Raw genomic sequence first — 26,672 nt, 5'->3', positions numbered from 1 at the left:
CAACACCGAAGCTGAGGCGCCGCCCATCTTCGCGACCAAACCTCAAGCTGCGGTCCAGTGGCGTGGAGCGCGGATCTATCCGTCGCGTCTCAAGATATAGCAGCCAGGCTTCTTGTGCTGGGCGTCCCCTAAACCGTCGCGCCATTATTTTAATTGGAAACATATGCAATGACCCACAACGTACCAACGCCTGAGCCTTTTGTGATTCTTGCTATGCCAAGAACCGGCACGCACTATTTAGAAGAATTGATAAACGAGCATCCGACCGTACTGAGTAACGGTGAGTTGCTCAACGAATACGATCCCAATTGGCCCGGCAAGGATCGCCTGCTACGCACCGATCGCGAGCTTCTCGAGCTTGCCTATTTGCGCTGCCCCATGCGGGACGTCAAGAATGTGACGCACCTTGGCTGCAAGATCAATGAACCTCAGTTTCACGAACGTCCGGCATTTTTTGCTGAACTGGCTCGTTGGCCAGCACTCAAGGTCATCCTCGTAATTCGCAGAAACATGTTGGAATCGCTCCGATCCTTTGTGCAGGCGAGGCAAAGCGGTCAATGGCTAAAGTTCAGTTCGGATGCCGCTCGGCCGCCGAGCGTCAGATTGTCAATCGCTGACTGCGAGGCTTACTTCAAAGCCGCCGACGATTTTCACACTCGCGTCGCGCACTCCTTCACGTTGAGCAACCTGCTTGTAGTGGAATACGAGAGCCTTCTTCACGAACCCGCCCGATGCTTGGGAACGGTTTGGGATTTCCTAGGCGTTCCAGCGCGTCCGCCATCAGATCACGCCATCCTGCAGCGCCAGGAAACGCGCCCGCTGGACCAAACGGTGCAGAATTTTGATGAGTTGCGGATTCACTTCGCACGCGGACCTTATTCAAGATTTTTTGACCTCGGAAATTCCAGGCGCTCGTCCACTTAATCGCGTGTCCCGCGTGCTCTGATGGTTGTGTAGGGTATGCTACGCATTCTGTCGCAAAGACGACAAAACCAGGGGCGCACCAAGGCGCCAGAGATATCGGCGGGCAGCCGATCTGCAGCAAAAATCAAAGGGGATGTCGCAAGGCAGCCTAGTCAATTCTCCTCTACTACCGAAGCACTTTGTCAGTACCCGCCCATTGGCGAGCCTTGGCTGCGAGATTCCGCCAACGGTAGAAGGCAGCCAGTGCGAAACCCGCACCAACCTCGCTGGCTGGGACAGGTCTCCCAGTTGGCACGGCGCTTGCGCCGAGATGACAGCAGCGCCCGACCGGAGCGCCGCGACGGGAGAAGCTGGGAAGGGAGACCCCCGAGCCGGTCTGGGAGAGAAACGGTGTTGGTTCCAAAAATCCGCCGCGCGAACGCAGCGCCTCGCAAGCCCCTTTTTGCCCACGCCTACGTACAGGTGCTTGCCGGCATCGCCCTGGGGGCTGCAATTGGCTATTTCTATCCGGAGACCGGCGAGAGCCTGAAGCCGCTCGGCGATGCTTTCATCAAGGTCGTGAAGATGATCATCGCACCTGTCGTCTTCCTGACCATTGCGACCGGCATCGCCGCGAACGATCTTCACAAGGTCGGCCGCGTTGCCGGCAAGGCGATGATCTATTTCGTCACCTTCTCAACGCTCGCACTTGTCGTCGGACTTATCGTCGCAAATGTCGTTCAGCCTGGCGCTGGCCTCAACATCGATCCGGCTTCGCTCGATCTCCAGGCCGTGAAGGGCTTTGTGGCCAAGGCCCACGAGCAGTCCGTGACCGGTTTCCTGATGAACATCATCCCGTCAACCATTCCCGGTGCCTTCGCGGACGGCGACATCCTGCAAGTCCTGTTCTTCTCGGTCCTGTTCGGCATCGCTCTGGCGACGGCCGGAGAGACGGGGAAACCGGTCGTTTCCTTTCTCCAGGCGCTTACCGCCCCCATTTTCAAGCTCGTCGGCATCCTGATGAGGGCCGCACCGATCGGCGCCTTCGGCGCAATGGCCTTCACGATCGGCAAATATGGAATCGGTTCGGTGGCTAATCTCGCGATGCTGGTCGGAACCTTCTATCTCACCGCCTTCCTCTTCGTGTTCGGGGTTCTCGGCGCGGTCTGCCGCTACAACGGCTTCTCGATCTTTTCTCTGGTCCGCTATATCAAGGACGAGCTGCTGCTTGTCCTGGCAACGTCCTCCTCGGAGGCCGCGCTGCCCTCGCTCATGGAGAAGATGGAGAAGGCCGGCGCCACGCGTTCGGTCGTGGGTCTCGTCATCCCGACTGGATATTCATTCAATCTGGACGGTACCAATATCTACATGACGCTCGCGGCCCTCTTCATCGCCCAGGCGACGAACACTGATTTGTCAATTGGCGACCAGATCCTCCTGCTACTGATTGCGATGCTTTCCTCGAAGGGTGCGGCAGGCGTCACCGGCGCTGGCTTCATCACTTTGGCCGCTACGCTCTCTGTCGTACCGAGTGTTCCCGTTGCTGGAATGGCTCTAATACTCGGCGTGGACCGCTTCATGTCGGAATGCCGCGCGCTGACGAATTTAGTCGGCAACGCGGTGGCATCGCTCGTTGTCGCCCGCTGGGAAGGCGAATTGGACCAGTCGCGGATGGAAGCCGCCTTCCGCGGTTAGGGCTTTCCGCGATTTCAAACTGGCCACCCCGCCGACCAAGGTTGCAGCAGCGCCACCTGTATCGAGGGGTTTGGCCACAACAATCGAATCGCCAGGCTCCAAAGAGTGCTCAGCGGGAAATAAAAGCACTAACGCGGTGAGTAATACAAACAATATGGACGACCTAAGCAAACGAACGGTTCACGGATACGCATCTGGTTGCACTTGGAGCGCTGTTCGTCGAATCCACTGTCGAGCGCGGGGTGTGGGAATTACTTCACCTTGCCGCCCCAAGCCGTCGCCGGGGCGCACCGGATGACGGAGAACCGGCCGATCAGAATCGCCAGCGGCAAGCGCGTCACAATTGCCGATCTAGCCCGCGAAGCCGGAGTCAGCGTGGCAACAGTCGATCGGGTTCTGAACGTACGCCTTCCGGTGCGGGAGGAGACCGCCCGGCGGGTCCATGCGGCCGCGCACGCGATCGGCTATCATGCTGCCGGCCTCATCAAACAGCGCTTGCAGCAGCACCTGCCGCACTACAAGCTGGGCTTCATCTTGAGAAAACCTGCCCACCATTTTTACCAAGATTTCGCTCGCGAGATCGAAGCGTCGGTCAGTTTGGCCCAATCCTTTCACGGCCTTCCGGTCATCGAGTTCGCGCAGTCACATTTGCCGCGTGACCTGCTCCCGCTTCTTAAGGACCTTGGAAGCCGCTGCCAGGCGATCGCCATGGTGGCGGCCGATCACCCGAAGATCACAGCATCAGTCGAGGAGCTCAAAGCGAAAGGTATCCCGGTTTTTTCGCTGCTGTCTGACTTCGCCGACGGCGTGCGCGAGGGCTATATCGGCCTCAACAACCGCAAGGTCGGACGGACTGCCGCTTGGGTGTTTTCCAAGGCCGCAAAACGGCCCGGCAAGGTGGCGGTGTTTGTCGGAAGCCACCGTTTCCAGGCCCATGCGCTCCGGGAAATCGCCTTTCGTTCGTATTTTCGTGAGAACGCGCCAAAATTCGAGGTGCTTGATACGCTCGTGAACCTTGATAAACGGCAGCTCACTTACGAAAAATTGCTGGATCTTATGCACCGGGAACCAGAGCTCGTCGGCTTCTATATGGCCGGCGGGGGGATAGAGGGGGCAATTTCCGCGCTCCGAGAAGAGGGGAGCGGTCAGGATCTCGTCGCGATCGTGAGTGAAATCACGCCGCAGTCACGTGGGGCGCTTGCGGATGACATCTTGACGATGGCGGTCGGCACGCCAATGCGCCGACTTTGCCAGGAGCTGATAATGGCAATGGAGCGGGCCATCAAAGCCGGCGTCGCGGAGAGCCCGGGGCAGACATTTCTGCCGTTCGACATCTATCTTCCAGAAAATGTTTGAGCTTGATGGATTTCTATCATGAGCGCCCAGTTTCTTTCACCGATGAAAGGAAAGCTCGATTGACTAGGCGGTCTCTGTCCGATCTGTGAACCGGCGTGGTTCCGTCTTGAAAGAAGCCGGATGCCGATATGGCGGCCGCGCTTCATGGAAGGAAAGTCAAGCAATGCGCCAGGTATCGCCCCGCTTTGAACTCGATCACATGGCGGCGCCCCGCCTTGACGTCAGTGCGCTTTTCGCGCTTGCCCGTGACCAAGGCCTGACCGACGTCCAAATCCGTTACCCTCATTTCAGCAATCCTGTCGCACGCGGCATTCCGGCTGCGGACGTCCGGTTTGCCGCTACCGAAGCGGGCGTCACGATCATCTCTGTCAACGCCTTGCAGCGCTTCGACGACTGGACTCCAACGCGTCAGGCCGAGGCAAGCAACCTCGCCGATTATGCGACGGCGTGCGGGGCGGAGACGCTCGTGCTGGTGCCGGCCAACCGCAGCTCGTGGCCCGCCAATGGCGAGCGCCAGGACAATCTTCGTTTCGCTCTAAACGAGATCAAGCCAATCCTCCAGTCGCGGGGTCTGATCGGTCTCATCGAGCCGCTGGGTTTCCGAACCTGCTCGCTTCGATCAAAGAAGGAAGCGGCCGAGGCCGTTGCCGCGGTTGATGGCCAGTCCGTCTTTCGCCTCGTGCACGACACGTTCCACCACACCCTGGCCGGGGAGACATGCCTGTTCTGCGAGCTTACTGGCCTGGTGCACATTTCAAGCGTAAATGACCCGACCTTCTGGATTTACCCCGATCGCTTTCTTGGAGGTTCCGACAATGGCAGCCAGATTCAGGCGCTGCTGGATGGCGGCTACGCGGGACCTTTCTCGTTCGAGCTGGTCGAGGAAGTCCATTCTCTGGACGATCTCGCAGGCGCACTTGCCGCCAGCATCGACTTTATCCAGCGAGGGCTATTGTCGTCAGAGTAGATGGTGACAGGAGTAGTGAATATAGGTGCGCCTGAATTTTCCGTGGGTTCACAGCGGGGCAGCCATCCGAGATGCCTCCTGCATCATTATCTCCCGCATCCAGATGCTTGCCGGATCGCTATTGTGGAGGGCCGGCCATTGGAGGGTCTCGGTGAATGTGGGAAATGGCAGCGGAAGTTCGATGACCCGCAGGGGGAACGTTTTTTCGAAATGCCTGACCAGCCGCAAGGGCATGGTCGCTATACGAGCTGTGCCGGACACCATAGGTGGGATCATGCTGAAGCCCTGCACGGCGACCTCGACACGTCTCTTAAGGCCATGCTCAAGCAAAAACCATTCCTCGATAGACGGCTTCATCGTACGCCCGAACCTGACCGCGACGTGCCTCATCGACATGTATCTCTCGAATGTAAGCTGCTGTGGCAGCTGCTTGTTTGTCGGACAGCCTACGCACACGAGCTTCTCGTCAAACAGCGCAACGCTTGAATGCACACTCGACGTGAACATATCCGGTAGAATTAGAAAATCGACGTCACCGCGCCGGAGAAGCTCATCGGGGCTATCGTCGACAGGCAGCAGTTCGAAGCTGACGGCGGGGGCTTCCCGTGAAATACGCTCCACAAGCTTTTCGAAAAACACGAGCGTGACGAAATCGGAAAGAATGATCCTGAAGAGGCGATCGGATCGAGCTGGGTTAAACGGATCCGAAGAAATAATCGAGCACTGGATGTGCTGGAGAGCGTCGCGAACTGCAGGGGCAAATGCTGCCGCACGCGGAGTTAGAAAACGTTCGCGGCCTCTTATCGTAAATAGTTCATCGCGGAAATAATCGCGCAGTCGGGCGACGGCCGCACTCATGGCGGGCTGACTCAGGTTGATCCTGCGTGCCGCCGCCGAGAGATTACGCTCCGTCAGCAGTGCGTCGAGCACAACGAGGAGATTTAGATCAAGCCCTTTGAAACGCATGTCATCAGCCATCCATCGGATGGATGCCTTTAACTGAAACAAACGACTTTAACAATATAACCTTCTTGCAATCTTTTGTCGCAAAAAGTTTACGATGGATGACGTTAAGGTCCGACATGTCAACGGCGTGATCTGCCGAAGCGAGCAATCGTACGGTAGTGTGCAGGCTGCCGTGAGGCCTGTGCCAATTCTATCGGCGAAGCCAATGCAGCAGTTCGGCAGCGTTCTTGAGAGCTGTTGTAGGCTCGGCCTAAGCCCATTGGCGCAAGCCTGTCTGAACGAAGCGCCTAGCCTTGTCGTTGGCTTGGGCGTTTACGGCCGGGTGAAGACTTTGCAGGTGGCCCGGAAAGCGTTTGACTGTAGCAGAAGCAATTGTCGGTCATTACGCGCTCGACCCGGGTGCCCAGCTTGGCATAAGGGCTACGGCGGCCTCCACGAAGGCACCGGCACTCGTCTTGCGCTCATCCGGCATGACGTCCTGCGATGCCCCCGAGCGGATGAGTTCGCCCGGATGCTCCCGGTCACGACGCACGGGTTCGGGTTCCAAGCCGCTCAGTTTGTTCAGGCCCAATCGGTGTAGGACGCGGCAGAAATACGAGCGTGACGAAATCGGAAAGAATGATCCTGAAGCGGCGATTGGGTAGAGCCGGGTCAACTATCCGACGAAATAAACGAGCACTGGATGGGCAGGAGAGCGTCGCGAACTGGAGGGCAAGAGCTTTCGGACGCAGCGTTAATTTTGAATACGTCCGCGGCCATGGTCGCGAGCTCGTCGCGCAAATAATCGAGCAGCCGAGCGCTGGCCGCACTCATGACCGGCTGGGCCCGGTTGATCCTGCATGCCGCGCCCATGAGGTTGCGCTCTGTCGGGAGCGCGTCGAGTTCAACGAGGAGATGTTAGTTCACGACCTTTGAAACGCGTGGTCAACTATCCAAAGTGTGGATGCCTTTCATTGAAACAAACGATTTTATCAATGCTCTGGAATCTTGCATGGGCAGAAGCAGCCTCGCTCGACGAGCCGCCGCCTCTACTGGCAGCGGCATCACGCTGTTGAAGCGAGCAGCGCAGCGGCTACTGTTTCCGCACAACTCGGATGGCAATTGGGGCAAGTCCGCACATGTCGTCACGTACGCTGAACGCCGCAGGTACAGCCAAATTGTGGGCGGGGCGTTTCTCCCGTTTTGATAGAACTCTATCAAGCTGACAATTTTCCTCGCACAAATGCAAGGAGAGCTCGATTGACTACCCTCCCTCTCTTGCGTCAACGATGGGTTTGCAGGTTGCGGTGCGGCAGAGGCCGGACAGAACGGCGACCGGTCGAGTAAAGGCCTGCGCAAACAAGCCCGCATATTGCGGGCGCCCGACGAGGAGAAGAAGGCGCTCGTCCTGGTGATAGGCAACGATGGCTCAGGCGCCATTGCCATTTGCCGAGGGCGTCCGCGCGCCGGAAAGCTTCGAGGCAACGAAGGCGCGAGATCGGAGGGTGACAATGATGAAATGCAACGTAGCTCACCGTTCCGTGAAGTTCTGTCGGCGGATGGCGGAGTGGGACGGGCTGCCAAATGGAGCGTAAGAAAGTTATCAAGGAGATGATTGGCGACAGTCCGGCGCTGCGCAAGCTGCGTGAGGAGATCGGCAAGGTGGCCAAGACGAAGACTACGGTCCTGGTGCGAGGTGAATCCGGAACCGGGAAGGAGCTGGTTGCCAAGGCCATTCACGAGCTCTCGCCCCGTGCCAAGCAGCCCTTCATCAAGGTCAATTGCGCGGCGCTCACCGAGACGCTTCTGGAATCTGAATTGTTCGGTCATGAGAAGGGTGCCTTCACCAGCGCATTCAATTCACGCAAGGGGCGCTTTGAGGCTGCCGATAAAGGCACATTGTTTCTGGACGAGATTGGCGAAATATCGGCCTCGTTCCAGGCTAAGCTACTGCGTGTCCTGCAGGAGCAGGAGTTTGAGCGTCTCGGGAGCAACCACACCATTAAAGTCGATGTTCGCGTGATCACCGCAACGAACAGGGACTTGGAAAAGGCGGTTCGATCCAATGAGTTCCGGGAGGACCTCTATTATCGCATCAACGTCGTCCCTTTGCGCGTGCCGGCATTGCGCGAAAGACGAGGTGATATTCCGCTCTTGGCCGCTGAGTTTCTCAAAAATTTCAATGCTGAGAATGATCGCACGCTGACCTTCACTCCCGAAGCGATTGAGGCGCTTATGAACTGCGATTTTCCAGGCAACATCCGAGAGCTCGAAAACTGCGTTCACCGGACAGCGGTTCTGGCGACGGGTCCATCAATCCTCAGAACTCACCTTGCCTGTTGCGTCGGTCAATGCTTCGCTAAGGCGCTTTGGAAGGACGGACCGTGTAAGATCGCGCAACAGCCGGAGCCGACGCCATCGACCGAGGCTTCGGCCGCCGTTGCCGTCCCGCCCGTCGGCAGCGGGCAAGCGCCGGTAGGGCCTGCCGCGGCAGCCCACTTGAATGGTCGGAGGGTGCCCGATGCCGATACGGTCATTGCAGCAATGGAAAAGTGTGGCTGGGTGCAGGCAAAGGCGGCGCGCCTGCTTGGTTTGACTCCGCGCCAGATTGGCTACGTGCTGAGGAAATACGGCGTCAAGATCAAGCGTCTCTGAAACAAACCGCCGAGCGAGAGTTGGATGTCCGCAGGGCAGGAACTGGTCGCTACATACGCCGGTCGCTTACCGCTCGATATCGCGCGCCAATCTGAGATGGGCAGGAAAGTGAGTTCGACCGCTGGACAGTTGCCGACTTGGTCAGGTAATGGCGCCTGCGACCGGTTGATCTGCGATATCTCCAACGTCGCACTGGTCGCGACGAGACTATCGCCCCGTTTCGTGACCGCGCGCCGGCAAACCGAGTTACAAAGTGGCCGAGGCAGTTTGATGTGCGTTCCTGCATTACTGCACGGAACACGACCTGACGGGAGACTATATGCGCAGCCAAAAAGAAAAGATGCTCGCAGGCGAGTTTTACAATGCGGCGGATCCGGAGATCCAAGCTGACCTGTTGGCCACCGGGGCTTGGATCAAACGGTACAATGATACGCTAGGCCAGACCCCGGGGCATTGGCATGAGCTTTTGTCCGAGCGGCTAGGAGAGGTTGGGCGCGGAACGGTCATCCGTCCGCCCTTTTTTTGCGACTACGGATTCAATATCCGCATTGGCGCCAATGCCTACATCAACTTCAACTGCGTTATTCTTGACGTGGTAGAGGTCACGATCGGGCAAGGAACGGCAATTGGGCCTGCCGTGCAGATTTATACCGCCGATCATCCACATGATCCCGAGCAGCGGCAGGCCGGCCTGCAGGTCGGGCGTCCTGTCCGCATTGGCAGCCGTGTCTGGATCGGCGGTGGAGCAATCATTCTGCCTGGCGTCACGATTGGCGATAATGCGGTCGTGGGCGCTGGCAGCGTGGTCACGCGAGATGTTCCCGCCGGGGCAAAGGTAGTGGGAATTCCTGCTCGTGTGGCCAACCCAAATAAACAGGCATAATCAACCTCCTTGATCGTGGAGGTGTCTGCGGGCTGTCGAACTGTGCCGAATTTCTTGTCGAAGCAGTTGAGCGTTGCATATTTTGTCGCGGTCGGCTCGGGCCGCTTCGGTTCATTTTCCACGGGTCGCGAAATCATACGCCTAATGCGCAGCAGCGTGCTCAAGTCCCGCCCCAGCGCCTTCGTTGTGCTGCCATTAGCATTCTACCCCGACGAGTCGAGCCGCGGCGGCGGACGAGCGCAATATGGAGGACTTCCGGGTAGCCCTCGCATTGTCGCGCATGAATGCGCGCATGTGGAAGAGAATGCCGCCCGGGAACGACAATTTCCTGGCATCCTGCTCGACCAGACGCCTGCGGGGTACGTCCGCCTCCTCGAGCGCCAATTCGCCGAAGCCTTCTGGTGTGAATACGCCGTTTGTCGCGTCTCGCGCGGAACGAGGAACAGCGCTTCCGAGAGAACCTGACTTCCCGCCTGAACGATGCGCGTACGCATGCCCGCGAGGCCATCCGTTCATACCGGACCCATAGAGATGTCGAGCGCGTTTTGCAGGAAGTGGGCGGAGCGGCTCTGGAGCCGCTACGGATAGCGTCATACCTGTTCGGCCATCTCGATGGCACTTCGGACGAAGAATGTGACGTTGCCGCCGAATTGCAGGCCGCCGATCCTATCTTCGTAGCCGCGATCGGGGAACTCGTATCGCAAATGCGCCTGCTGTGGAACCGACGCGGCGCGTGGGAAACCCATGACGACATGTTGGTGCTGGGCCGGACTGCGTTCGCCCTCATCCGGGTGTGTGGCGTGCATGCAATAGCTCAACCGGATGGCAGAGCGTATATCAGCGTCCCATTCACTGCCGACACCAATGTAGCGACTTCGCTCGTCCGCGATGGCGGGAACCGAACTGCGGCGTTCCCCTTACAGGAAGTGGCGGCAGGGGGCGTCATCGTGCTTGGGGGATCGTTTAAGTCGGCGGTCGTGTCTCGACCAGGCGTCGAAATCAATAACCTTTGTCGCTGTTCCCGCTGCTGGGAATAGGATTTGGCGAGCGTTCAGCGCACCTGCTGCGTGCGATGGACCAGGAAGATCGAAACAGCGCAGGCGACGCTGACAACCAGCTCTGCCTCGTCATCGCCGAGTTGCTGTCCCTCCCGAATATGTCTTGCCTTGTCCGAGGCAAAACCCCACAGCTTTTCCACGGCCTCGTCGAGCGGGCGAGGAAGGCCGAGGCGCGGCACCAGTCGTCCAGCGTCAGTCCCGGTTCATTGGCGACGTCGCGTGCAACGCTTTCCAGCGCCGCAACGGAAATGCTGGATAGCTGTTTGATCCCAGGTTTTGATGGGGCAATGCGTCCGGGCAAGACTCGGGAAGGATGCGACACACTCCGGACGAACTGACCGGCTCGAAGCCCCGGCCGCAGCATGCAACCCGGTACTGCCGCGGCAGCAATTGCTGGAGCCGTCGCGAATTCCTCTGGGAATGAGGCCCTTAGATGGGAAAGGCGGGGCTCGTCCCCGCCCTTTGATTCCGCGCAGATTGGCCTACGGCTGCTGCGCTCCCGAACGACTGTTGATACGGATTTAGGCTGCGACCTTCTTGCGGGTCCGTTTCGCCGGCGCCGGCGCCGGGGCTTCCGGCTCTTTCGGTTTGCGGCCGAGTCCCATGGTCTTGGCCAAGGCGGAGCGCGTAGCGGCGTAATTCGGCGCGACCATGGGATAATCCGACGGCAGACCCCATTTGGCGCGATATTCGTCCGGGGTCAGACCATAGTGCGTCGCCAGATGGCGCTTTAGCGATTTGAATTTCTTGCCGTCTTCAAGGCTAATGATGTAGTCCGGTTCGATCGACTTTTTGATCGGGACAGCAGGTTTTTTCACAGGCACGGGCTCTTCTGCCGGTATGAGCCCGGCTGTGCCTTTTAGAGCCCCGTGCACTTGGGCGATCAGGGCAGGAAGCTCCCCCGCCGGGACGGGGTTGTTGGAGACGTAGGCTGACACAACATCGGCAGTGAGCTCGATGAGGATGTCGGTGTTGTAGGCTTCTTCTGTCATAAACTTCTCCGGGCAGCTTGAAACACAGTCGGGCGAAGTGTCGCTACATAGTGGCGGTTGCTGCTGAAAGCAAATGGATCGACGGGTGCGCTGCTCCTCCACCATTGAAGTCTCGGGGACGCATCCCGTCATCGTCCATCGGCCTAGAGGCAGCGTATTGCATTATGGGAGCGGTCGCGCCTGCCGCCTTCTGCCGATTTGACCGAAAACGCCGCTGCATCAACCAGATACTGAGTCGCGAGGATGGCTGGATGCCTGGCCGACGCGATCGCGATTGCCGTATCGTGGCTCAAGGGCAGCAGTTTCGCTAAGACCGCAGCGGGCCTGAGTTTGCCCGGCTCATCGCAGATGATTTGGCGATAAGTCGCAGCGCTCATCAGAACCTGTGCGCGGGCAGCGGATCGCGAACGACATCCATATAGGCTTGGGCTGCGTTGAACAGGATGTTACTTTCGGTGTTGCGCAGGCTTTCGACAGAAGCCTTGACTTGCGATTTGGCTGCGGCGACGCTGTTCTTCGCCTGAAAACCGTCTAACAGCGTCTGATTGATCTCGACTCGATACTTGCCGGAAGTCAAACGCGCGTCATCATTCCTCTCATTGAGGTGGCTGCTTGAGTCATCAACGCTCGCGGACCCTTGATGGTCGGGCGCCACCCCGACTTGGCGATGGCCACGCTCTCGGCGGTGACGCGAACCTTGGCGCGAGACGAATTCAGCGAAGAATTATACTGGTGGCCTTCGACAGGGCGCTCAAAACGGTTTTGGCCGAGGCGCCGCTCGAATATAGCGATACAGCCTAAAAAAACCGGTCTTTTGCTTGGTCTCAAATCATTTCTGCTTTCGTGAACGCTAAAGCTTGACTGCCATGCGGGCGCCAAGCTGCTACACATCACCTCGCGGGCAACCGTGCACCACACGGGAGTCGCCCGAGCGATACATTCGTCACTTGCCGCGTATCAGCGCTGGTGATTGCACTTTGCAGCCTGCCTCCGGGTCCGCAGCGCTCACGCTGTTGGTTTTGCGCCTGTAGGCTTCGGAAGTCGGATTGCCGCAGCTAATTTCGTCACGCGGACGAATTCAACAGTCGATTGTTTGGATCGAGGGCATCCACACCATTGATGCCTCCAGAATAGATCCAGCTACTATCACCGTGCTCTAATGGCAGGGACGGCCAGCACAAGCGCAACACGATCCGGCTGTGGCTGCGAAAATCATTTCGTCTCGCAAGAGCGCCAGTTGATCATCGACACCGCGCGCGGGTCTGTCGCTGCGTTACGTATTCATGCTACTGCATCGCGCGCTCGGTCGACCCCTTTAAGCCAGGTGGCTCGCCGCATTGCGAGACGGTGACGGGCAAGGGAGAGCGTATCTCGCGGGCAACCACGAAGGCGCTGGCAAAGAAGCGAGGCGGATGGCCTTGCGGGTGGCCGAGAGTGATGTCATCCGGCTCTCCTGCCGATCTCTGCCGGCTAGTCTAGATCTGGAGCAACAGCTTTGCGTAGATATGGCTCTCTTCAGAGGCCATCTATGATGGGAGCCGAGCGCGTCTTCGAGCCGGGGAATAGGCTGCACATGCGCTGTGCCCACCTATTGCGATCGTGCTAACCTTGGCTATTCGGACTTGCCGTTAAGGCAAGCGACAGATTGAAGTTATGCTGCACCATCTGATTCCCTGGCTCGGTTTCGAGAGCTCGCCGATACAGGGCCTGTGCCGCGTCGTGCCGCCCCTCAATGTCCAAGATCACGCCCTTCGCATTCAATGCACGTACGTTTGCTGGGGCTGCAACCAAGACGCTGTCGAGCACCTCAACTGCTTCGTGCGGGCGCTTCTGGGCCACCAAGGCTTTTGTAAGCCGTATCGCCGCATCGACATTGTCCGGGTGCTGCTTCACCTCATCCCGCAAAGCCCGCTCTTGAACATCCTGACCAACTTCGCGCAAAATGCGTTCGCGCATAGCCGGATCGATTTGATCGGCGCTGAGCAACTCTGGGGAAGATGTCTCCTGCACGGAAAGAGCGGGCTTTTGCCAGCTGGCGCAACCGCCCAAAGGCAGAATGGCGAGTACGGCAAAAAGAAGTGAGTTCCGGCGCAGAAACATAGGCGATGGAGAAACTGTATTACTAACAAATTTCATATTATCTCTCGGTTATCAGGGAGGCGCGTGGCGTTCAGTTAGGAAAGGTGGAACTACTCTAACAATCCGCTGTTCGATCCGTGCGGGAGTTTGACGGATCCTGCGGGGCGAATTGTAAAGTCGGAGGCGAGGTCTTGATAAGACAGCACGGCGAGATCGATCCCGTTTCGCGTCAGAAAGCCGCGGACGAAACGTCGGACATCCATTGACGTCAACAGAATAGGGCGGGTTTGACCCGGTTCTGTGTTCGAAACGACCTGACGTATCTGTGATAGCATCGCTTCGCTTTGCCGATCCTCCAGTGCGAGATAGGGGCCTGCATCCGAATCTCGAACCGCGCCACGCAACACATCCTCGCTCTCGCGTTCGACGACCAGGGCGGACACGATGCCCTCGGTGTTGGCATAGCGGTGGCAGATCTGTCGCTTCAAACCAGAACGGACATATTCCGTCAGCAGGGCAACGTTTTGCTCACGCTCGCTCCATTCGGCCAATGCCTCCAAGACGAGACGGGTGTGGCGGATTGGTATACCTTCCTCCAGGAGGCGGCGCAGAACATCGGCAATCCGAGGAATCGGCGTCGTGCGCAGCACCTCTTTCACAAGCTCAGAATATTCCTGCTCCATTCGGCCCAGGAAATGTCGCGTCTCTTGGATGCCCACCAATCGCGGTGCGTAGCGGGTCAACGCTGCATGGACGCGCAAGGCGAGGAGTTCGCCGGGAGCCCGATGCTCCGTGCCGGCGCCCGTAAGGGCCTGTGCAGGGGTATGTTCCACCGGGAGTCTGTCCGTTTTCGGCTCACGTCTAAGGGGGATACCGCTCGAGTCGACGTGCGCTACATCGGCTCGGAGCGTCATCTGGCTTGGATCTATCGCGTCCTGTTCGACTGGCACGCCCTCGACATCTATCCGGAATTGCGATGCAGGCAGCTGCTCGTCAACCAAGACAGGGATGCGGGGAACGATAATGCCCAGATCGGCTGTGACCAGGAGCGAGACGCGCCCAATATGTTTTTGCAATTCGGCTTGATCGATCGCCTGCATAAGATTTGGCGCCAGAAAAAATGCGATCGGGAATTCCTTCGCAGGCGCGGCTTGCTTAGGCTCCGCTGCAGTTCCATCTTTCGCATCGGCAGTGCCGGCGCCCAGCACATCAGCCTTGACAATGCTTACCGCAGCGAACACTGCGGCCAGCATCAGAAAGACGGGGAGGGGAAACCCAGGAACGAACCCCATCACAACCAGGACGCCGGCCGCCAGCCGCAAGGCTCGAGTACTGGCCGTGAGCTGACTGACCATTTCGGTACCGAGGTTGATCCTCGCCGTCCCAGTCACACGGGTGACGATGGTCGCCGCAGTAATGGAGAGCAGAAGGGCCGGAATCTGCGATATCAATGCATCGCCTATCGTCAGCAGAGTATAGTGATGCAGCACCTCGCCGAAGGACATGCCCTTGGAGAGCAGGCCGATCGAAATTCCACCCAGCATGTTGATGCAGATAACCACCAGCCCGGCGATGGAATCGCCCTTCACAAATTTCATCGCGCCGTCCATCGCGCCATATAGTTGGCTTTCCTTCTCCAATTCGGCGCGCCGCCGGCGGGATTCGTTGGCATCGATGTGGCCGTTGCGTAGCTCTGCGTCGACCGCCATTTGCTTGCCTGGCAGAGCATCCAGCGTGAAACGCGCCGCCACTTCTGCCACCCGTTCGGCACCCTTCGCGAGGACCATGAATTGCACCATGGTGACGACCAGAAATATGACGAAACCCACCACGATATTGCCTGAGATGACGAAATCGCCAAAGGTATGAATAATGCTGCCGGCCTCCCCCTCGGCCAGGATCAGTCGCGTCGTTGCGACCGTGAGCGCGAGACGGAATACAGTGGAAATCAAAATAACGCCGGGCAAAGAGGAAAAATCAAGTGGAGTACTGACATACAGGGCAACCATCATCAGCAGTATGGCCAACCCCATATTGAATCCTATCAGTGCGTCAACCACCACGACCGGGATAGGCATGACCATCATCGCGACAGCCAGAAGCAGCATCAACGCAACCATTAAATCCGGGCTGGCCGGCGCACGCTTGATGAAGTCACGCAGGACGTTGGCCATCGAGACACCTTTGCAATCGGTTGAGACTTACTCTGCTGTTACGCCCTGAAACGTAGCTTTCGAACTCCGAAAGCGCCTCGGCCTTGGCCAGCGCGTGTCCCTGCATGAGAGCCACAGACAGGCGCGAAATGGCTGGGCAGCAAATGTTTCCAACGCAGCCAGCTTGTCAGCACAGAGCGCGACAGGATGTTTGGCTGGCCATAGAGTGTTGCTTGATGGGGCCTGCGAGCTTTCAATATGGGAGAGCAGCAATGCGGCCATTCCTGCTCAGCAGCACACGGCTGTCCTCAATACGATCGACTACCCATCCATCAGCCAAAATGGCGCCGACAAAATACTTCTCGCTGTCGATGACAAGATACGGTTGGGCCCCATGCCACACAGCTTCGACCGCGATTGCGGATGGCGCCTTCTCCTCTTTCATGAGCACTCCGTTCACCAGTGTTAGAGTACCCTTGGTGCGACGATCGAACGATTGCTGAAGCTTCTGCCAGCTGATGACCGATTCAGACGTGACGGTGCCCTCGGCGGTCACAACACCCTTTGCGGAGCCAATCTTGACGTCGAGAAGACCCGCTCGATCGACTTCCTCCTGCAGCTCTTTGGCCGCTGCCTCCGTAAGTTCATTGTCAGCGCGGTGACTGATCGTTCTGGACGCGACTTCAGCCCGAAGTGAATTGGGGCTCGATCCACTTGCATTGCCAAGATAGGAGAACATGCCCGAAAGCGCGCCGATCCCGAGTGAGCTGATTATGACCATGGCGAGCACACCGATCGGGAGGCGTGGTATGCCGGTCGAACCAGGCGGCTCTGCATCCTGCACGGACCAAGCAATGGACATCTCGCCTACGAGCAGGACGGCAGGAAGGGGCACAACAACGGACTGGCCTGCGGCGATATTCCGGTTGCCCTCGATACTGAGTCCGGGTGCAAGCGCCTCGAGTTCGATCGACTTGCCAAGAAGAGTTACACGAAGATGATGCGGTGCCAGTCCTTGCTCGACAAAGACCAAATCGGCATCGAAGCCGCTGCCGATTAAACACGTTTGAAGATCCGTCTTGCCGGTCAGTCCGCAATAGAGCCCCGAAAGCACTTCGAAACGGAGGGAAACGGCGTCATCCACAGAGCATCTCTCAAACAGGATAGAAGCCGCACGGCAATTGCCATGCGGCTCATTTCGGGACTACGTCGCGTCAGTAAGGAAACGCGCTAGGGGCAGTCTAAAAGCCGCTTCCGACATTACGAAACGCGTTCGTCGGCGGCCTTCTTGATGGTCTGGAGATTGGTCGTTAGAGTGCGCAACTGGACACTCCTTTTCGTCGCCTCCAAGCTAACATTGGTTAGTTCTTGCACCTGCGCCTGAAAAGCAGTAGCATCAGCTCCGCTTGTATTGCCGGGAGTGCTACCGGTAGTTTTATCGGTGTTGCCAGTGCTATTGGTGTTGGTATTGCCTGATTTTTTATTATTATCAACTGCAGCCATGATCATTCCTTTTTCTGTTGGAGTTGTGCCGTCGATAACGGCCTGTATGACCTCACGCCGGATTTTCCCGCGTCAGGCATCTTCTGTGTCATCCAAAGCTTCATCGGCCTCAGCCATCGCATCGCTCGCGAATTGGCACGCGAACGATCGCAGGATACTTTGGAAGGCTTCACTTTGTGCTGCAGACTGTGAGTTGTCTTGAAGTTGATCATTTGAAACGGTCCGGTTATCCGCCCGGTCGTTCCCGCCAGCCGGCTTGCCATCATTCCCGCCAGCCGGCTTGCCGTCATTCCCACCAGCCGGCTTACCATCACTAGGATGCTCGGATTTCGAATCTCCATGGCCCTTTCGGATCAAGGAAGTCCCGAAGTTGCTAACTCCACTCCCAATTGCTGCGATCATCAGGTACTCCGGCATTTGCCATTGGCGGCGACGTGTTAAAGATCAATCTCGATCAAGCTAAGAGCGGGAGCTTTCGAGAACCTGACGGCTTTCGACAAAAACCGGCCAGCGCAAAAATGTATGCTCTGCAGGATGTTGCTCTCGCATCGAACAGTCGACGAAGATCTCGGCTGTTCGGCCAATCCCGACGTCCACGCGTGCCGCGACCGAATGGCAGCCGCAGCAGCTCGTTTGCACCCTCGATGCTGTGGTGTCGAACAGGAGACACGGTCCACGTGCTGCATGACCGCAATGACCGTATTCTTGCTGGCTCCACGGGCGCACGCAACGAGCAGGAACTCGGTCTTGTGCATCACCATTCTCTCGCCTGCACATCACGGCCCGGCGCGGTGAGCTCATTGGCTTCGAGAAGGTCGGCGACCGTACGAACATGGGATGGTCTGCCGGCTTTGGGAGGCCGGTGCGGATCCTCTTCTCACCATATCGAAAGCTTGAAGCGGTCGGATTTTCTTGCCCTGTTCGTGAGAAGTCCCATCGTCAGCTAATCGTCAGCCAAGCGGTCTATCTAGGCCGGCCGTGCCTGACCTTCGGATCCAAAGGTCCCATCGCGACACGTTTTTATAACTATAGATCGAAATGGTTTCCCGCGCGACACGCAACGCATACGCTTCTCTGAAGCAAACGTGTGACTTTGTCGGTGGCAAACGAGAGGAGTGACGCACTAATCAATCCTCCGACACGTGTCTAGAAAGGGGATCTAGCCGAGTTAGTTTGATTTCGTTCACTGTTCCTGTAAATCGACGGACTGAAATCGCTGATAATCTCATGACATCAATTGCAACGTTGCGAAAGTCCTGTGAGCTCGGGCCAATCTTGGCCTGCTACTGAGAAGCGCTTTGGGGGGAACATTACGCCGTCGCGGGTCTGGCTGACCGTGACGTTAACGAAAGATGCCGCTGGTCTCGTCAGCCGCCAGCACAATAGCAGCACATTCTCGCCTATTACGGAGACGCAATATGAAGGGCATTGGCCGACCACGGAAATCGCAGGCTGAAACTGGAGCCAGCCGCGCGGGGCGGGCGAGCAGTTCCCTTTCGCAATCAAGTCTTGCCGCGGGAGAAGGTGGACAGTCATTCGATTCCGTCGTGGAGCAGATGCGCTCTGGGGACGCCGATAGGAGGCCCTCCTCCGTTCCCGTTGCGCGCGGTCCAGGCGATGCCCGCGAAAGTCTGCCAGGCGCCTCGATTGGCGAAGATCAAATCCTGAACGCACCGCCACGTGGAGCCGCTGCGCCACCACGCGGAACCGTAGCGCCACGTGGCGCAGCCGCAAGGCGGCGCGGTTCTCCCTCCATGTCTGAGGGTGAAGCAATGGCGCCGGTCGGTAGCCAACTATCAACCGCGCAGGTGGAAGGCACCAGCTCATCGTCAAATGAAGATATCAGTCCGACACAGCTCAGAATGAACAGTCTTGTTCAACAACTGACTGATTGCGAGGCTGCGGCCAGGAAAACCGATGTCCCCGAGGAGGGGGTGGAGCTGATCAGTCGGGTCGTCGATGCAGCCTCAGCAATTCTGGAGTACCGCGCTAGCCTGCCTGCGGCTGAGGCGCAGACAATTATGCCAGACGACAAGGTGCGTAGATGTTGCCAGATCGTGTGCGACGCCGCGAATGAAGTAGACAAACTTGGCCTGTCGACGATCACGAAATTGGACGAAAAGACAAAGAAAGCGAAACATATGGTCGAGACACTCTACTCCCACGCCCAGGCGGACCGGCAGGAGCTGTTGATTTTAAATGTGGAGAACCACCATACGGCGGCAATTAAGTGGTGGGAAAAAAAGGCATGGCGCTCCGAACGGCAGCGATCCGCCTGCGCTGCCACCGCTAGCCTATCCAGTGGAACGCCCGTGATGCGGGAAGCCGAGCGGTGCGCACTGCGGCTGCGTGCCGGCTCGGTACTGAGTGTCAGGATCTGGCTGGTCCGTGAGCGGATCGGTCTTGCGCGGGCCAAGATTGAACTGCGGGCGAGCAGGTTCGAGCCAGATTTGAAGGAACTCCTCGTCGGTCGAAATGGAGTGGTGCAGCTGATGGCAAGCGCCGTTCAAGAAGCTCTTCGCGCCCTCTCTTTGGCGAAGGGCATAATGGATGATGGCAAAGCACTCAACGCTCATGATTGCGCGGTTGTAGAAAGAATCATGGAGCGGCTTTCGGATTTTGGATTGGCGTTGCATGAGGTGCATACCAAGCTAAGCCATACCTACCCAGATGCCGGCCTCCCATTGAAACTGTTCGCACGGATCGTGGACGATGCATGGATCACTGCGCACGATGCCATGCAATTGTTGAACCTGCAGTCTCCGCCGTCAGCCATCATGGCGCCACAGGCCCAGGCGGGCGCTGCGATGCCGGCCAGGGCAGGCGCTGCGATACCGGCTGACACTGCTGGTACGGCTGCAGTGTCAGAAGGCACTACAGCGCGAAGGAAAGGGAAGTCAAAGCATAAGTCGGCAGCTCGCGCCGGGACTTCTGCCGCCGGGCAGCCATCAACACCAGTCGCTGCGAACGCCGGCACAGTGCCAGCAGCCAAGGTTCTCGCGCGCTCGGATCAAGTTGCGAGTACACAGGTGAGAGCGCAAGAGGTGGGTGCGAGTTCGTCGGGGGCAGGCTCGACAATCGGGAGCGCCGCGTTGTCAATGGAGGTATTGACGGAGCGGCTCAAACGATTGGACGAACTTTTGCAGTTCGATCTGGCCGGTCAGCAAAGCGTCGTCTCCCAAGTGCGCCAGATGAAGCCTGAGGAGGCCGGTAAGGTCGTGGACGATGTGGCCCAGTACCTGCGAGCCCAGGCCGTTGAGATGCAAACCTGTCTCGCCGGGTTGCAGGGGCGTAATGTACGCCTGCTACTCACCTCCACCCAGCTACCCAAAGTGCACGAACGCACAGACCAGCTCAAAGGGTTGCTGAACATGGTGCTGGGACAGGCCAACGCATTGAATGAAGGAAAAGCCGGCATTACGACTGATTGCATGAAGACCTACGCATTTCCGGCGCAAAAATACCTGGAACATTTGTGCAATGCCGACGAATTGATGCCGCCGGAGGCACCGGTCGCGCTGCGTGGCGAGCCAGGAAAGCTGTTTGAGATGAAGCTGCAGCCCAAGATGCTGGTCAATGGTGCGATGCCGAGCCCGATGTGGGTGCACATCCACACGAGTCGCCCCGTCATGGCCAGAAACTTGGAAGGGCTGGCTGATTCCGAATTCACCGCTTGCCACGTTAAATCCAACGAACAGCGCGGCTACAATCGAGAGCGAGAGGAAGCCGATGCTAGGTCCGGTCGCGAGAAGGTCATAATTCATCGCGGCAAACTCACCCCCGCTTTCTGTAAGTCCTTGTTGACCTCGGGGCTTGGCCGCCAACCACGCCATTCGCGTGCCGAGCTCCCGTCGGCGCAGGCTGCATGACAGGGCACGTACTTTGGGGTCTAGGGCAGAATGCGGCCGGCCACGCTGTGAGTCAGCGAGCATTTCTCCTGGCCAAACCGCGAATGCCGCTGCGCGAGTTGCGGTCCGGCGATTGGAGTCGATCGGCTACCGTCAGGGCCGATTTGCGATGTCGCGTTACCTGCTGTTGACGTGGCGGCGTATCTTGCCTCCCATCCAACTTATCGCCGAGATCGCGCCGCCAAGATCGAGGCGGAAGGTCTTCCTGCGAGCGCGGAGCAGGCATAGCCGATCCGATCGGGATCGGCGCATCGCAACGACCCAACGGTGTGGTGGAGAAAATTGGATTCGGGAGAGCTCGTATCCAAGAGGCGGAGTTCCGGCCCGAATACAATCCGCTCGCCCGCTGCACCCACGATGCGCATCCGCAGTTAATTGTCTGGGAGATGGGCTGGATTGCTCGGCGGCGCTGGCGCTAAGGCGGGGCTGATCGCCGGACAATCAGCATTCACTGCCAACAGCCTTGCAACCGTCACCAGTTGCAAGGCTCGGCGGCGGGTCGACAAATCACATGAAATCGTCGTCGGACCCGCTATCGCTGCTGTCGCTGTCCTCGGTTTTGTGGAGATAGAGTGGAGGTTTGCCTGCACGCTGCCACTCACCGGCACTGTTCTTCGTCCATTTGTCGGGATGCTGCGTAGGGTCAAGCACCAGGTCGCCATGATCCACTTCAACAAACCCCATCGTCTGCGCGCGCGCTTGTGCTTCCGGATTAGCCGCACGCCAATTCAGCAACGGTCGGTCGCCGTCTATCCGAAGTTGATGCTCCAGCAGAATATCGCCCGCATTTTCGACGAGCGGATGGGCGACTTGAAGATCCACTATGGAAGTGACCTCAGTTCGACCAGGAAATTGTTCCCGCCAACTTTCCGATTCGAACTCGTTCATGCTGAATCCGCCTTCCATTCTCAGCAGTCCGGCACTCCGGTCTCCCAATTGGTAACTGAAATATCGCGCGTGCTCCGTATCTCGACGGATGCCATATTGCTGAGCAACGTCCGCGGTGCGCCTGGCTCGTGACGATACGAACTCCGAATACTCTTGAGGATTGTCGGCGATGTGCGTGATTTCATCACCATGAAATTGCCTCACCTGTCTCCTGAAGGAAGTCCTATTGATCTCCACCACAGGAGGTCGGGAATTGAGGGAGTATGCTTGGGGAGCCGCCGATGATGAGGCGCCGCTACCTTCCGATCCGGATAAGTGCATTCGGGCAAATGTGTCCGCGAACCCTTCGCTTCCTGCATCCGATTGCTCGCCGGCATTATGCGCGCGGTAACTATCGGATGAGCCACCAATTCGACCATACATGACGATTCGTACTCCTATGTTTCGCAACCGAGCTCAAGTTAGCACGGCTGTTCAACATAGGGCGCTTAGTTGACGACTAGCTGACGAGGGCATTCCAACGGCTGCACCAATCAAATCCGCACTGCCGGCCTCAAAACCTCGGACTGCGCCACGCACCGGCCAGCAGAGGCTGCAAGGTCATGCCCGGAGGACTTGCCGTAGTTGCTGGGTGGCAGATCCGAGGGGAGTGATTGCCCCAGGCCCGCGGTTGCGCGGTTGGCCTGACAGAGACACTGGGGCACGGATGGCCAGCCGACATTTGCCACTAGCATGGAGCCAGGTCAGTTTTGAACTGGGCAGTCGTGGACTTCCAATGACTAGGCCAAGCCTGCGGCAAAGAATGCTTTCGCGACAGGCTGGAAATATTGCATAGGAACCGCGTGGCCGAGTTTTGTAGTGCTTATCAGCTGACGCGCTAAGACATGGTCATGGACGATCGTCAGGCGTAGTGCCCGCGCCTCACTCAGCACATGTGAAACGCGCTCACCTTCGGCACGGCAAACTAAGAACGGCACCCCGGTTTCACCGCGAACGTAACGCAGACCGATCAGGACCGCCCTTCCTGTTAAGACCAGCGTGGCGCGATGCACGCCAAGCGCAGGCTCGTCGGCCGCCTCCTCGCGGATGCGACGCTGTTCACCTTTCAACTCTGGCGCTCCTTGCTGATCCTTCGACTCGCGCGTCACTTCGGTATTGGTCATGCGCATTTCGCGCAGATACAACGCGCGCTGGAGCAGGAGATCGATCAGTCCGCCGACCAGCAGTGCGCCGGCGCCAATTCCCATCAGCAATTTTGTCTCCATAAAGATGAGGCCAACACAGCCCATGCCGCAGATCGGCAGAGGGACCATTGTCTTCCACATCCCGAGAAGGACAATGGAAAAGGTTGCGCTGAGAACCAATACCTTGAACATGGTCTTGCAGACTTCGACCATGGAACGAGCAGACCCCAAGCGCTTCAGCCCTTCAAAGGGGTCAATTTTCTTAAAGCTGAGCTTCATCGGCTCCAGAGAGAAGACAAATCCACCATTGGCTAGCAGGCTGGCCAAAATCACCGCGGCGACGAGGGTTCCAAGCAGCGGGCCAACAGCCGCGACGGTGAGTTGGACGAGCACAACCAATGCCTGCGGCACCGCGGTATCGAAAGGTAGGCTCTGCAACTTGGTGGCTAATAGGAGCGCTTCCCGGCATTTGTCCTCGATCACGCTGCCTCTTAGCCAAAGGTAGCCGAGCCCAGCGCAAGTCCCGACCGCGCGGACGAAATCGGAGCTACGTGGCAGCTGTCCTTTTTTGCGCGCTTCACTTAACTTCTTCGGGCTGGCGGCGTGTGTCTTCTCTTCACTTGTGTCGCTCATGGCAGCAATTTGTCGAACCACTCCAGCACGCCGTTGGCACGTGTGACCTCCAGTTTCATGCTCTCCACCAGATAGGCAGCGTAGGTGACCATGAGAACTGGAAAGACAATGTTCTTGATTGCCGGAGACAGTTGGCTCGCCTTAAATTGCGGGGCAAAGCGACGCAGCAGCATCATCGATATATCAATCAGTATCAGGAAGAACACGACAGGCCCCGATACCAATAATGCCGTGCGCATTATGCTGTCGAGAAGCCCCAACAACTCCATTGCTCCTGGCCCGCTCAGTGTCGGGTGAAACTGATACACCGGCCAAATCAAGTAGCTGCGGTACAGGACACTGATCAAAGTTTCCAGGCCTCCTGATCCGACGAATATGGCAATCGCAGTGATCCCCAGAAAAACGCCCATCGCGGAAGCCTGACTGTTCGTCGCGGGATCGGCCGAAGCGGTCGGGCTGCTGATGCCGCGTTGGTTGTCGATAAGCTCCCCGGCAGCCTGAAGGCCCCAAAGCGGAATGCCAAGAAAAGTGCCAAGGAGTACACCGACAAAAACTTCCTTGAATCCGAGCAGGGTTAGCTGGATCAGGCGCGTATCAGGATCCAGCGCCGGCAATCCGCCGCTGACGTGTGCCAGGCATGGTAGTGCGAAGCCAACAGCCAAACAGCCCCGGATCAGCCCACTGATCTGCGAGCGTGTGAATACGGGAAAGATCAGCATGATGCCCATCGCGCGGGCTGCCCCAAGACCTGCCGCAACGACGAGTTCGAGAGCCGTCTGGATCAGAATTTGAATATCGGCCGATGGCGCGTCCATGGGGCGGACTAGTAGCTAAGTGTCATTGCGGGAAACTCGGTGAAGATCTGATCGGCTAGCTCTATGAGCGGGGCGCTTAGCACAGGAGCAAACAGCCCAATCACCGCGACAACGACCAGAAGCTTCACGGTGAGCGGCAAGCTTTCATCCTGGATCTGCGTCGCCGCCTGGAGGATGCCGATGACGAGGCCGACAACCACTGATGCAATGAGCGGCGGTAGAATCCAGATCATGAAAACCACCAGTGATTGGCTCATAAGAGTAATGATGCTGGATTCAGTGATGATCAGCCTCCCGGTAACGTATAACTCAGCACAAGCCCATGCATCAATTTTGACCAACCATCAATGGCAACAAACAAAAAGATCTTGAACGGGACAGATATAACAGTTGGTGAGACCATCGACATACCCATTGCCATCAAGATAGTTGTCACTATCAGATCTATAACAATAAAAGGCAGATAAAGTAGAAATCCCATCTCAAATCCGCGCTTCAATTCTGATAGCAAGAAAGATGGCACAAGTATTGCAAAGTCATCAGGCGTGGCTGCAGCGTGCATTTCCTCTGGCCAGACCTTTTCTGTCGAAGATAGGAAAAATCGCCGCTGCTCTTCATTTGTGAATTTCTTGAGATGCTCGCGCAAGGGCTCACTTCCGGCTTTAGCGGCGCTTACCCAGTCGTCGAATGTCTGATAGTGGAGCTTGGGATCCGACATGCGGTCATAGGTCTGCTCAGCAACGGGCGCACTAACGAACATAGTGAGGATCATCGCCGCGGCGTACAGCACCACATTGGGTGGTATGGTCTGGGTCCCGAGCGCATTGCGGACGAGGAAAAGAACAATTGATACCTTTACAAAGGCCGTTGTCGTGGCAACTGCTAAAACCAGCAGACCGAGTCCGGCGGTAACCGCAAGAAGCGCCAGGATTGTCGGCTGAGCTTCACTCATTGCATGCAAACCCGCCACGGAGCCTGATGCCCAGCTCTTCTCCGATGCGGACAATGTCGCCACGCCCGATACGCTGACCATTGGCCACTATGTCGATCGGGCCGTCGATCGGCCATCCAAGTTCAAAAATATGCCCTTCGCCGGCACTTCTTAATTCCCCAAGAGAAATAGGCCAGCGGCCGCATTCAAAGACAAGCACGATCTCGACATCGTCGAGATCCTTAGTAAGCTCCAGTTGCGATCCGGGTTGTGTCATATGCGCATTCTCCAAAGGACACGGTCGCGGGCGGAAAGGCCCCCGCAAGATTAATTCATCGCCGTCAAGATCCGCCCCGGCGCACAACTGGCCGACAGCTAGGGTGATCTGGCCGCGGCCGAACGGCGCAATATCGGGCAACAATGCATCACCGACACATGCGCTTCGAAGAAGCGCCGCAGGAAGGCGAAGCGTGCCGACCTCTCCTGCAACAATGAGCGAGAGCTCTGGAGGCAGCCCGCCCAGCTGCCGCGGCAACTGGGCAAGCAGTTCGCCTAGCGCGCGAAACGCAGGCGGTACTAAGCCGTCAAGAGGCGTGAACAGGAATAGACGGCCCTTGCCCTTGACCGCGCCGAAAATGATGTCGAGTTCAAGATGAGGAGCCAGCATCGTGGCTTCGCATACGCGCACGAGTTGCACGTTCAGACGCGTCGTCTCCTCCAGTCGAGTGACAAGCGGCTCAAGAGCGAGTTCGAGAATAAGCGAAGCAGTTGGCTCGGAAGGGAAGGCCAAGCCGTTCTGCACTGTCGTGATGAACTCCTCTACGAGCGGGCGCGACAGCGACAAGATGACCGTTTCGGCTCCCACTCTCCAGACGCAGTCAAGCATCGGAATGGCAGCAGGTTCCTGCTGCCAGACAAGCCCTGCCGTTCGCACCGATAGCGGCACCTCGTTGATCCGGCTTTGAAACGGCGTGCGGGGCGCTGCTGTATCATTGAGCCACGAGACAACCGTGCGGGACAGTTTCAGAACTGGTTCGAACATGGCGGGTGTGACCGCAGCGGCTATCAAAGACTGCACGGTCGTGTCATTCGGACGACCTCTTGCGACTGTCGGATCCGGTTGC

The 26,672-nt window shown here is 57.9% G+C and carries 22 protein-coding genes and 1 pseudogene; 7 read left to right on the top strand and 16 right to left on the bottom strand.

The genetic code is table 11. The annotated features are described in order from the left end of the window. Positions 1 to 168: 168 nt before the first annotated feature. From EN807_RS30265 to EN807_RS30250, 4 genes are all read left to right on the top strand, one after another. On the top strand, positions 169 to 924 hold the full coding sequence (locus EN807_RS30265; RefSeq protein ID WP_127210727.1) for a sulfotransferase domain-containing protein: 756 nt from the start codon (positions 169 to 171) through the stop codon (positions 922 to 924). Between the two features lie 390 nt (positions 925 to 1,314). Next, positions 1,315 to 2,598 (top strand): dicarboxylate/amino acid:cation symporter, encoded by a 1,284-nt coding sequence (locus tag EN807_RS30260; RefSeq protein ID WP_128248104.1) that lies wholly within the window; start codon positions 1,315 to 1,317, stop codon positions 2,596 to 2,598. A gap of 294 nt (positions 2,599 to 2,892) precedes the next feature. Then, entirely contained in the window at positions 2,893 to 3,954 is a 1,062-nt protein-coding gene (locus EN807_RS30255; protein WP_127211545.1) for a LacI family DNA-binding transcriptional regulator, read from the top strand. A gap of 163 nt (positions 3,955 to 4,117) precedes the next feature. Then, positions 4,118 to 4,921, top strand: coding sequence for a TIM barrel protein (locus tag EN807_RS30250; RefSeq protein ID WP_127211546.1), 804 nt, complete (start codon positions 4,118 to 4,120; stop codon positions 4,919 to 4,921). 48 nt (positions 4,922 to 4,969) lie between these two features. On the opposite strand, the gene EN807_RS30245 is transcribed toward EN807_RS30250, so the two are convergent. Further along, positions 4,970 to 5,887 (bottom strand): LysR family transcriptional regulator, encoded by a 918-nt coding sequence (locus EN807_RS30245; RefSeq protein ID WP_128176747.1) that lies wholly within the window; start codon positions 5,885 to 5,887, stop codon positions 4,970 to 4,972. A gap of 1,566 nt (positions 5,888 to 7,453) precedes the next feature. Between EN807_RS30245 and nifA the strand changes: the two are divergent. Together nifA and EN807_RS30235 are read left to right on the top strand one after the other, a co-directional pair. Continuing rightward, positions 7,454 to 8,521 (top strand): annotated as a pseudogene (gene nifA, locus EN807_RS30240) (nif-specific transcriptional activator NifA); the annotation flags it as partial. A gap of 319 nt (positions 8,522 to 8,840) precedes the next feature. Beyond that, positions 8,841 to 9,404 carry a sugar O-acetyltransferase gene (locus EN807_RS30235; protein WP_127211807.1) on the top strand — a complete coding sequence of 188 codons (564 nt, stop codon included), beginning with the start codon at positions 8,841 to 8,843 and terminating at the stop codon, positions 9,402 to 9,404. 590 nt (positions 9,405 to 9,994) lie between these two features. On the opposite strand, the gene EN807_RS30230 is transcribed toward EN807_RS30235, so the two are convergent. The 9 genes from EN807_RS30230 to EN807_RS30190 form a co-directional block, all read right to left on the bottom strand. After that, on the bottom strand, positions 9,995 to 10,210 hold the full coding sequence (locus tag EN807_RS30230) for a hypothetical protein (RefSeq protein ID WP_128176729.1): 216 nt from the start codon (positions 10,208 to 10,210) through the stop codon (positions 9,995 to 9,997). A 245-nt stretch (positions 10,211 to 10,455) separates the two neighbouring features. After that, a complete protein-coding gene (locus tag EN807_RS30225) occupies positions 10,456 to 10,641 on the bottom strand; it encodes a hypothetical protein (RefSeq protein WP_127211805.1) in 186 nt (61 codons plus the stop codon). A gap of 342 nt (positions 10,642 to 10,983) precedes the next feature. Continuing rightward, a complete protein-coding gene (locus EN807_RS30220; RefSeq protein WP_128176745.1) occupies positions 10,984 to 11,454 on the bottom strand; it encodes a MucR family transcriptional regulator in 471 nt (156 codons plus the stop codon). Positions 11,455 to 11,830: 376 nt separating this feature from the next. Beyond that, positions 11,831 to 12,109: a TolC family protein gene (locus EN807_RS36915; protein WP_246684449.1), complete on the bottom strand. Its 279-nt coding sequence runs from the start codon at positions 12,107 to 12,109 to the stop codon at positions 11,831 to 11,833. A gap of 947 nt (positions 12,110 to 13,056) precedes the next feature. Continuing rightward, positions 13,057 to 13,590, bottom strand: coding sequence for a tetratricopeptide repeat protein (locus EN807_RS30210; protein ID WP_246684448.1), 534 nt, complete (start codon positions 13,588 to 13,590; stop codon positions 13,057 to 13,059). A gap of 53 nt (positions 13,591 to 13,643) precedes the next feature. Further along, positions 13,644 to 15,707 (bottom strand): type III secretion system export apparatus subunit SctV, encoded by a 2,064-nt coding sequence (sctV, locus tag EN807_RS30205; protein WP_135937772.1) that lies wholly within the window; start codon positions 15,705 to 15,707, stop codon positions 13,644 to 13,646. Positions 15,708 to 15,939: 232 nt separating this feature from the next. Continuing rightward, a complete protein-coding gene (locus tag EN807_RS30200; protein WP_135937771.1) occupies positions 15,940 to 16,830 on the bottom strand; it encodes a hypothetical protein in 891 nt (296 codons plus the stop codon). Between the two features lie 116 nt (positions 16,831 to 16,946). Next, positions 16,947 to 17,189 carry a nodulation protein NopA gene (locus EN807_RS36910; protein ID WP_236370642.1) on the bottom strand — a complete coding sequence of 81 codons (243 nt, stop codon included), beginning with the start codon at positions 17,187 to 17,189 and terminating at the stop codon, positions 16,947 to 16,949. A 72-nt stretch (positions 17,190 to 17,261) separates the two neighbouring features. Beyond that, the gene (locus EN807_RS30190; protein ID WP_029354838.1) at positions 17,262 to 17,591 is read right to left on the bottom strand and encodes a hypothetical protein; all 330 of its coding nucleotides are present in this window, start codon (positions 17,589 to 17,591) and stop codon (positions 17,262 to 17,264) included. A gap of 1,370 nt (positions 17,592 to 18,961) precedes the next feature. Between EN807_RS30190 and EN807_RS30185 the strand changes: the two genes are divergently transcribed. After that, entirely contained in the window at positions 18,962 to 21,058 is a 2,097-nt protein-coding gene (locus EN807_RS30185) for a hypothetical protein (RefSeq protein WP_246684447.1), read from the top strand. Positions 21,059 to 21,604: 546 nt separating this feature from the next. Here the strand turns inward: EN807_RS30185 and EN807_RS30180 are convergent. The 6 genes from EN807_RS30180 to sctQ form a co-directional block, all read right to left on the bottom strand. After that, positions 21,605 to 22,408 (bottom strand): hypothetical protein, encoded by an 804-nt coding sequence (locus EN807_RS30180; RefSeq protein ID WP_024505378.1) that lies wholly within the window; start codon positions 22,406 to 22,408, stop codon positions 21,605 to 21,607. A gap of 356 nt (positions 22,409 to 22,764) precedes the next feature. After that, entirely contained in the window at positions 22,765 to 23,802 is a 1,038-nt protein-coding gene (locus EN807_RS30175; protein ID WP_029354843.1) for an EscU/YscU/HrcU family type III secretion system export apparatus switch protein, read from the bottom strand. Beyond that, positions 23,799 to 24,617: a type III secretion system export apparatus subunit SctT gene (gene sctT / locus EN807_RS30170; RefSeq protein ID WP_024505376.1), complete on the bottom strand. Its 819-nt coding sequence runs from the start codon at positions 24,615 to 24,617 to the stop codon at positions 23,799 to 23,801. Before sctT ends, EN807_RS30175 begins: the two co-directional genes overlap by 4 nt. An 8-nt stretch (positions 24,618 to 24,625) precedes the next feature. Next, the gene (locus tag EN807_RS30165; RefSeq protein ID WP_081714428.1) at positions 24,626 to 24,874 is read right to left on the bottom strand and encodes an EscS/YscS/HrcS family type III secretion system export apparatus protein; all 249 of its coding nucleotides are present in this window, start codon (positions 24,872 to 24,874) and stop codon (positions 24,626 to 24,628) included. A gap of 29 nt (positions 24,875 to 24,903) precedes the next feature. Next, positions 24,904 to 25,569: a type III secretion system export apparatus subunit SctR gene (gene sctR, locus EN807_RS30160; protein ID WP_095486053.1), complete on the bottom strand. Its 666-nt coding sequence runs from the start codon at positions 25,567 to 25,569 to the stop codon at positions 24,904 to 24,906. Beyond that, entirely contained in the window at positions 25,562 to 26,590 is a 1,029-nt protein-coding gene (sctQ, locus tag EN807_RS30155; RefSeq protein WP_127212435.1) for a type III secretion system cytoplasmic ring protein SctQ, read from the bottom strand. The genes sctR and sctQ overlap by 8 nt, the downstream gene beginning before the upstream one ends. Between the last annotated feature and the right edge of the window lie 82 nt (positions 26,591 to 26,672).

The organism is Mesorhizobium sp. M5C.F.Ca.ET.164.01.1.1, from assembly GCF_004792125.1.
In the GTDB taxonomy this organism is placed as follows: Bacteria; Pseudomonadota; Alphaproteobacteria; order Rhizobiales; family Rhizobiaceae; genus Mesorhizobium; species Mesorhizobium wenxiniae.
The sequence above is the reverse complement of the archived record's forward strand: the minus strand, read 5'-3'. Positions and strand labels throughout refer to the sequence as shown.

Coding starts and splice junctions, on each gene's coding strand:
- sctR (WP_095486053.1), bottom strand. CDS start 25,569: ATGAGTGAAGCTCAGCCGACAATCCTGGCGCTTCTTGCGGTTACCGCC.
- sctT (WP_024505376.1), bottom strand. CDS start 24,617: ATGGACGCGCCATCGGCCGATATTCAAATTCTGATCCAGACGGCTCTC.
- EN807_RS30235 (WP_127211807.1), top strand. CDS start 8,841: ATGCGCAGCCAAAAAGAAAAGATGCTCGCAGGCGAGTTTTACAATGCG.
- EN807_RS30165 (WP_081714428.1), bottom strand. CDS start 24,874: ATGAGCCAATCACTGGTGGTTTTCATGATCTGGATTCTACCGCCGCTC.
- sctQ (WP_127212435.1), bottom strand. CDS start 26,590: ATGTTCGAACCAGTTCTGAAACTGTCCCGCACGGTTGTCTCGTGGCTC.
- EN807_RS30230 (WP_128176729.1), bottom strand. CDS start 10,210: ATGCACGCCACACACCCGGATGAGGGCGAACGCAGTCCGGCCCAGCAC.
- sctV (WP_135937772.1), bottom strand. CDS start 15,707: ATGGCCAACGTCCTGCGTGACTTCATCAAGCGTGCGCCGGCCAGCCCG.
- EN807_RS30180 (WP_024505378.1), bottom strand. CDS start 22,408: ATGTATGGTCGAATTGGTGGCTCATCCGATAGTTACCGCGCGCATAAT.
- EN807_RS30250 (WP_127211546.1), top strand. CDS start 4,118: ATGCGCCAGGTATCGCCCCGCTTTGAACTCGATCACATGGCGGCGCCC.
- EN807_RS30185 (WP_246684447.1), top strand. CDS start 18,962: ATGGCGCCGGTCGGTAGCCAACTATCAACCGCGCAGGTGGAAGGCACC.
- EN807_RS30190 (WP_029354838.1), bottom strand. CDS start 17,591: ATGATCGCAGCAATTGGGAGTGGAGTTAGCAACTTCGGGACTTCCTTG.
- EN807_RS30210 (WP_246684448.1), bottom strand. CDS start 13,590: ATGAAATTTGTTAGTAATACAGTTTCTCCATCGCCTATGTTTCTGCGC.
- EN807_RS30265 (WP_127210727.1), top strand. CDS start 169: ATGACCCACAACGTACCAACGCCTGAGCCTTTTGTGATTCTTGCTATG.
- EN807_RS30220 (WP_128176745.1), bottom strand. CDS start 11,454: ATGACAGAAGAAGCCTACAACACCGACATCCTCATCGAGCTCACTGCC.
- EN807_RS30245 (WP_128176747.1), bottom strand. CDS start 5,887: ATGCGTTTCAAAGGGCTTGATCTAAATCTCCTCGTTGTGCTCGACGCA.
- EN807_RS30255 (WP_127211545.1), top strand. CDS start 2,893: ATGACGGAGAACCGGCCGATCAGAATCGCCAGCGGCAAGCGCGTCACA.
- EN807_RS30175 (WP_029354843.1), bottom strand. CDS start 23,802: ATGAGCGACACAAGTGAAGAGAAGACACACGCCGCCAGCCCGAAGAAG.
- EN807_RS36910 (WP_236370642.1), bottom strand. CDS start 17,189: ATGGCTGCAGTTGATAATAATAAAAAATCAGGCAATACCAACACCAAT.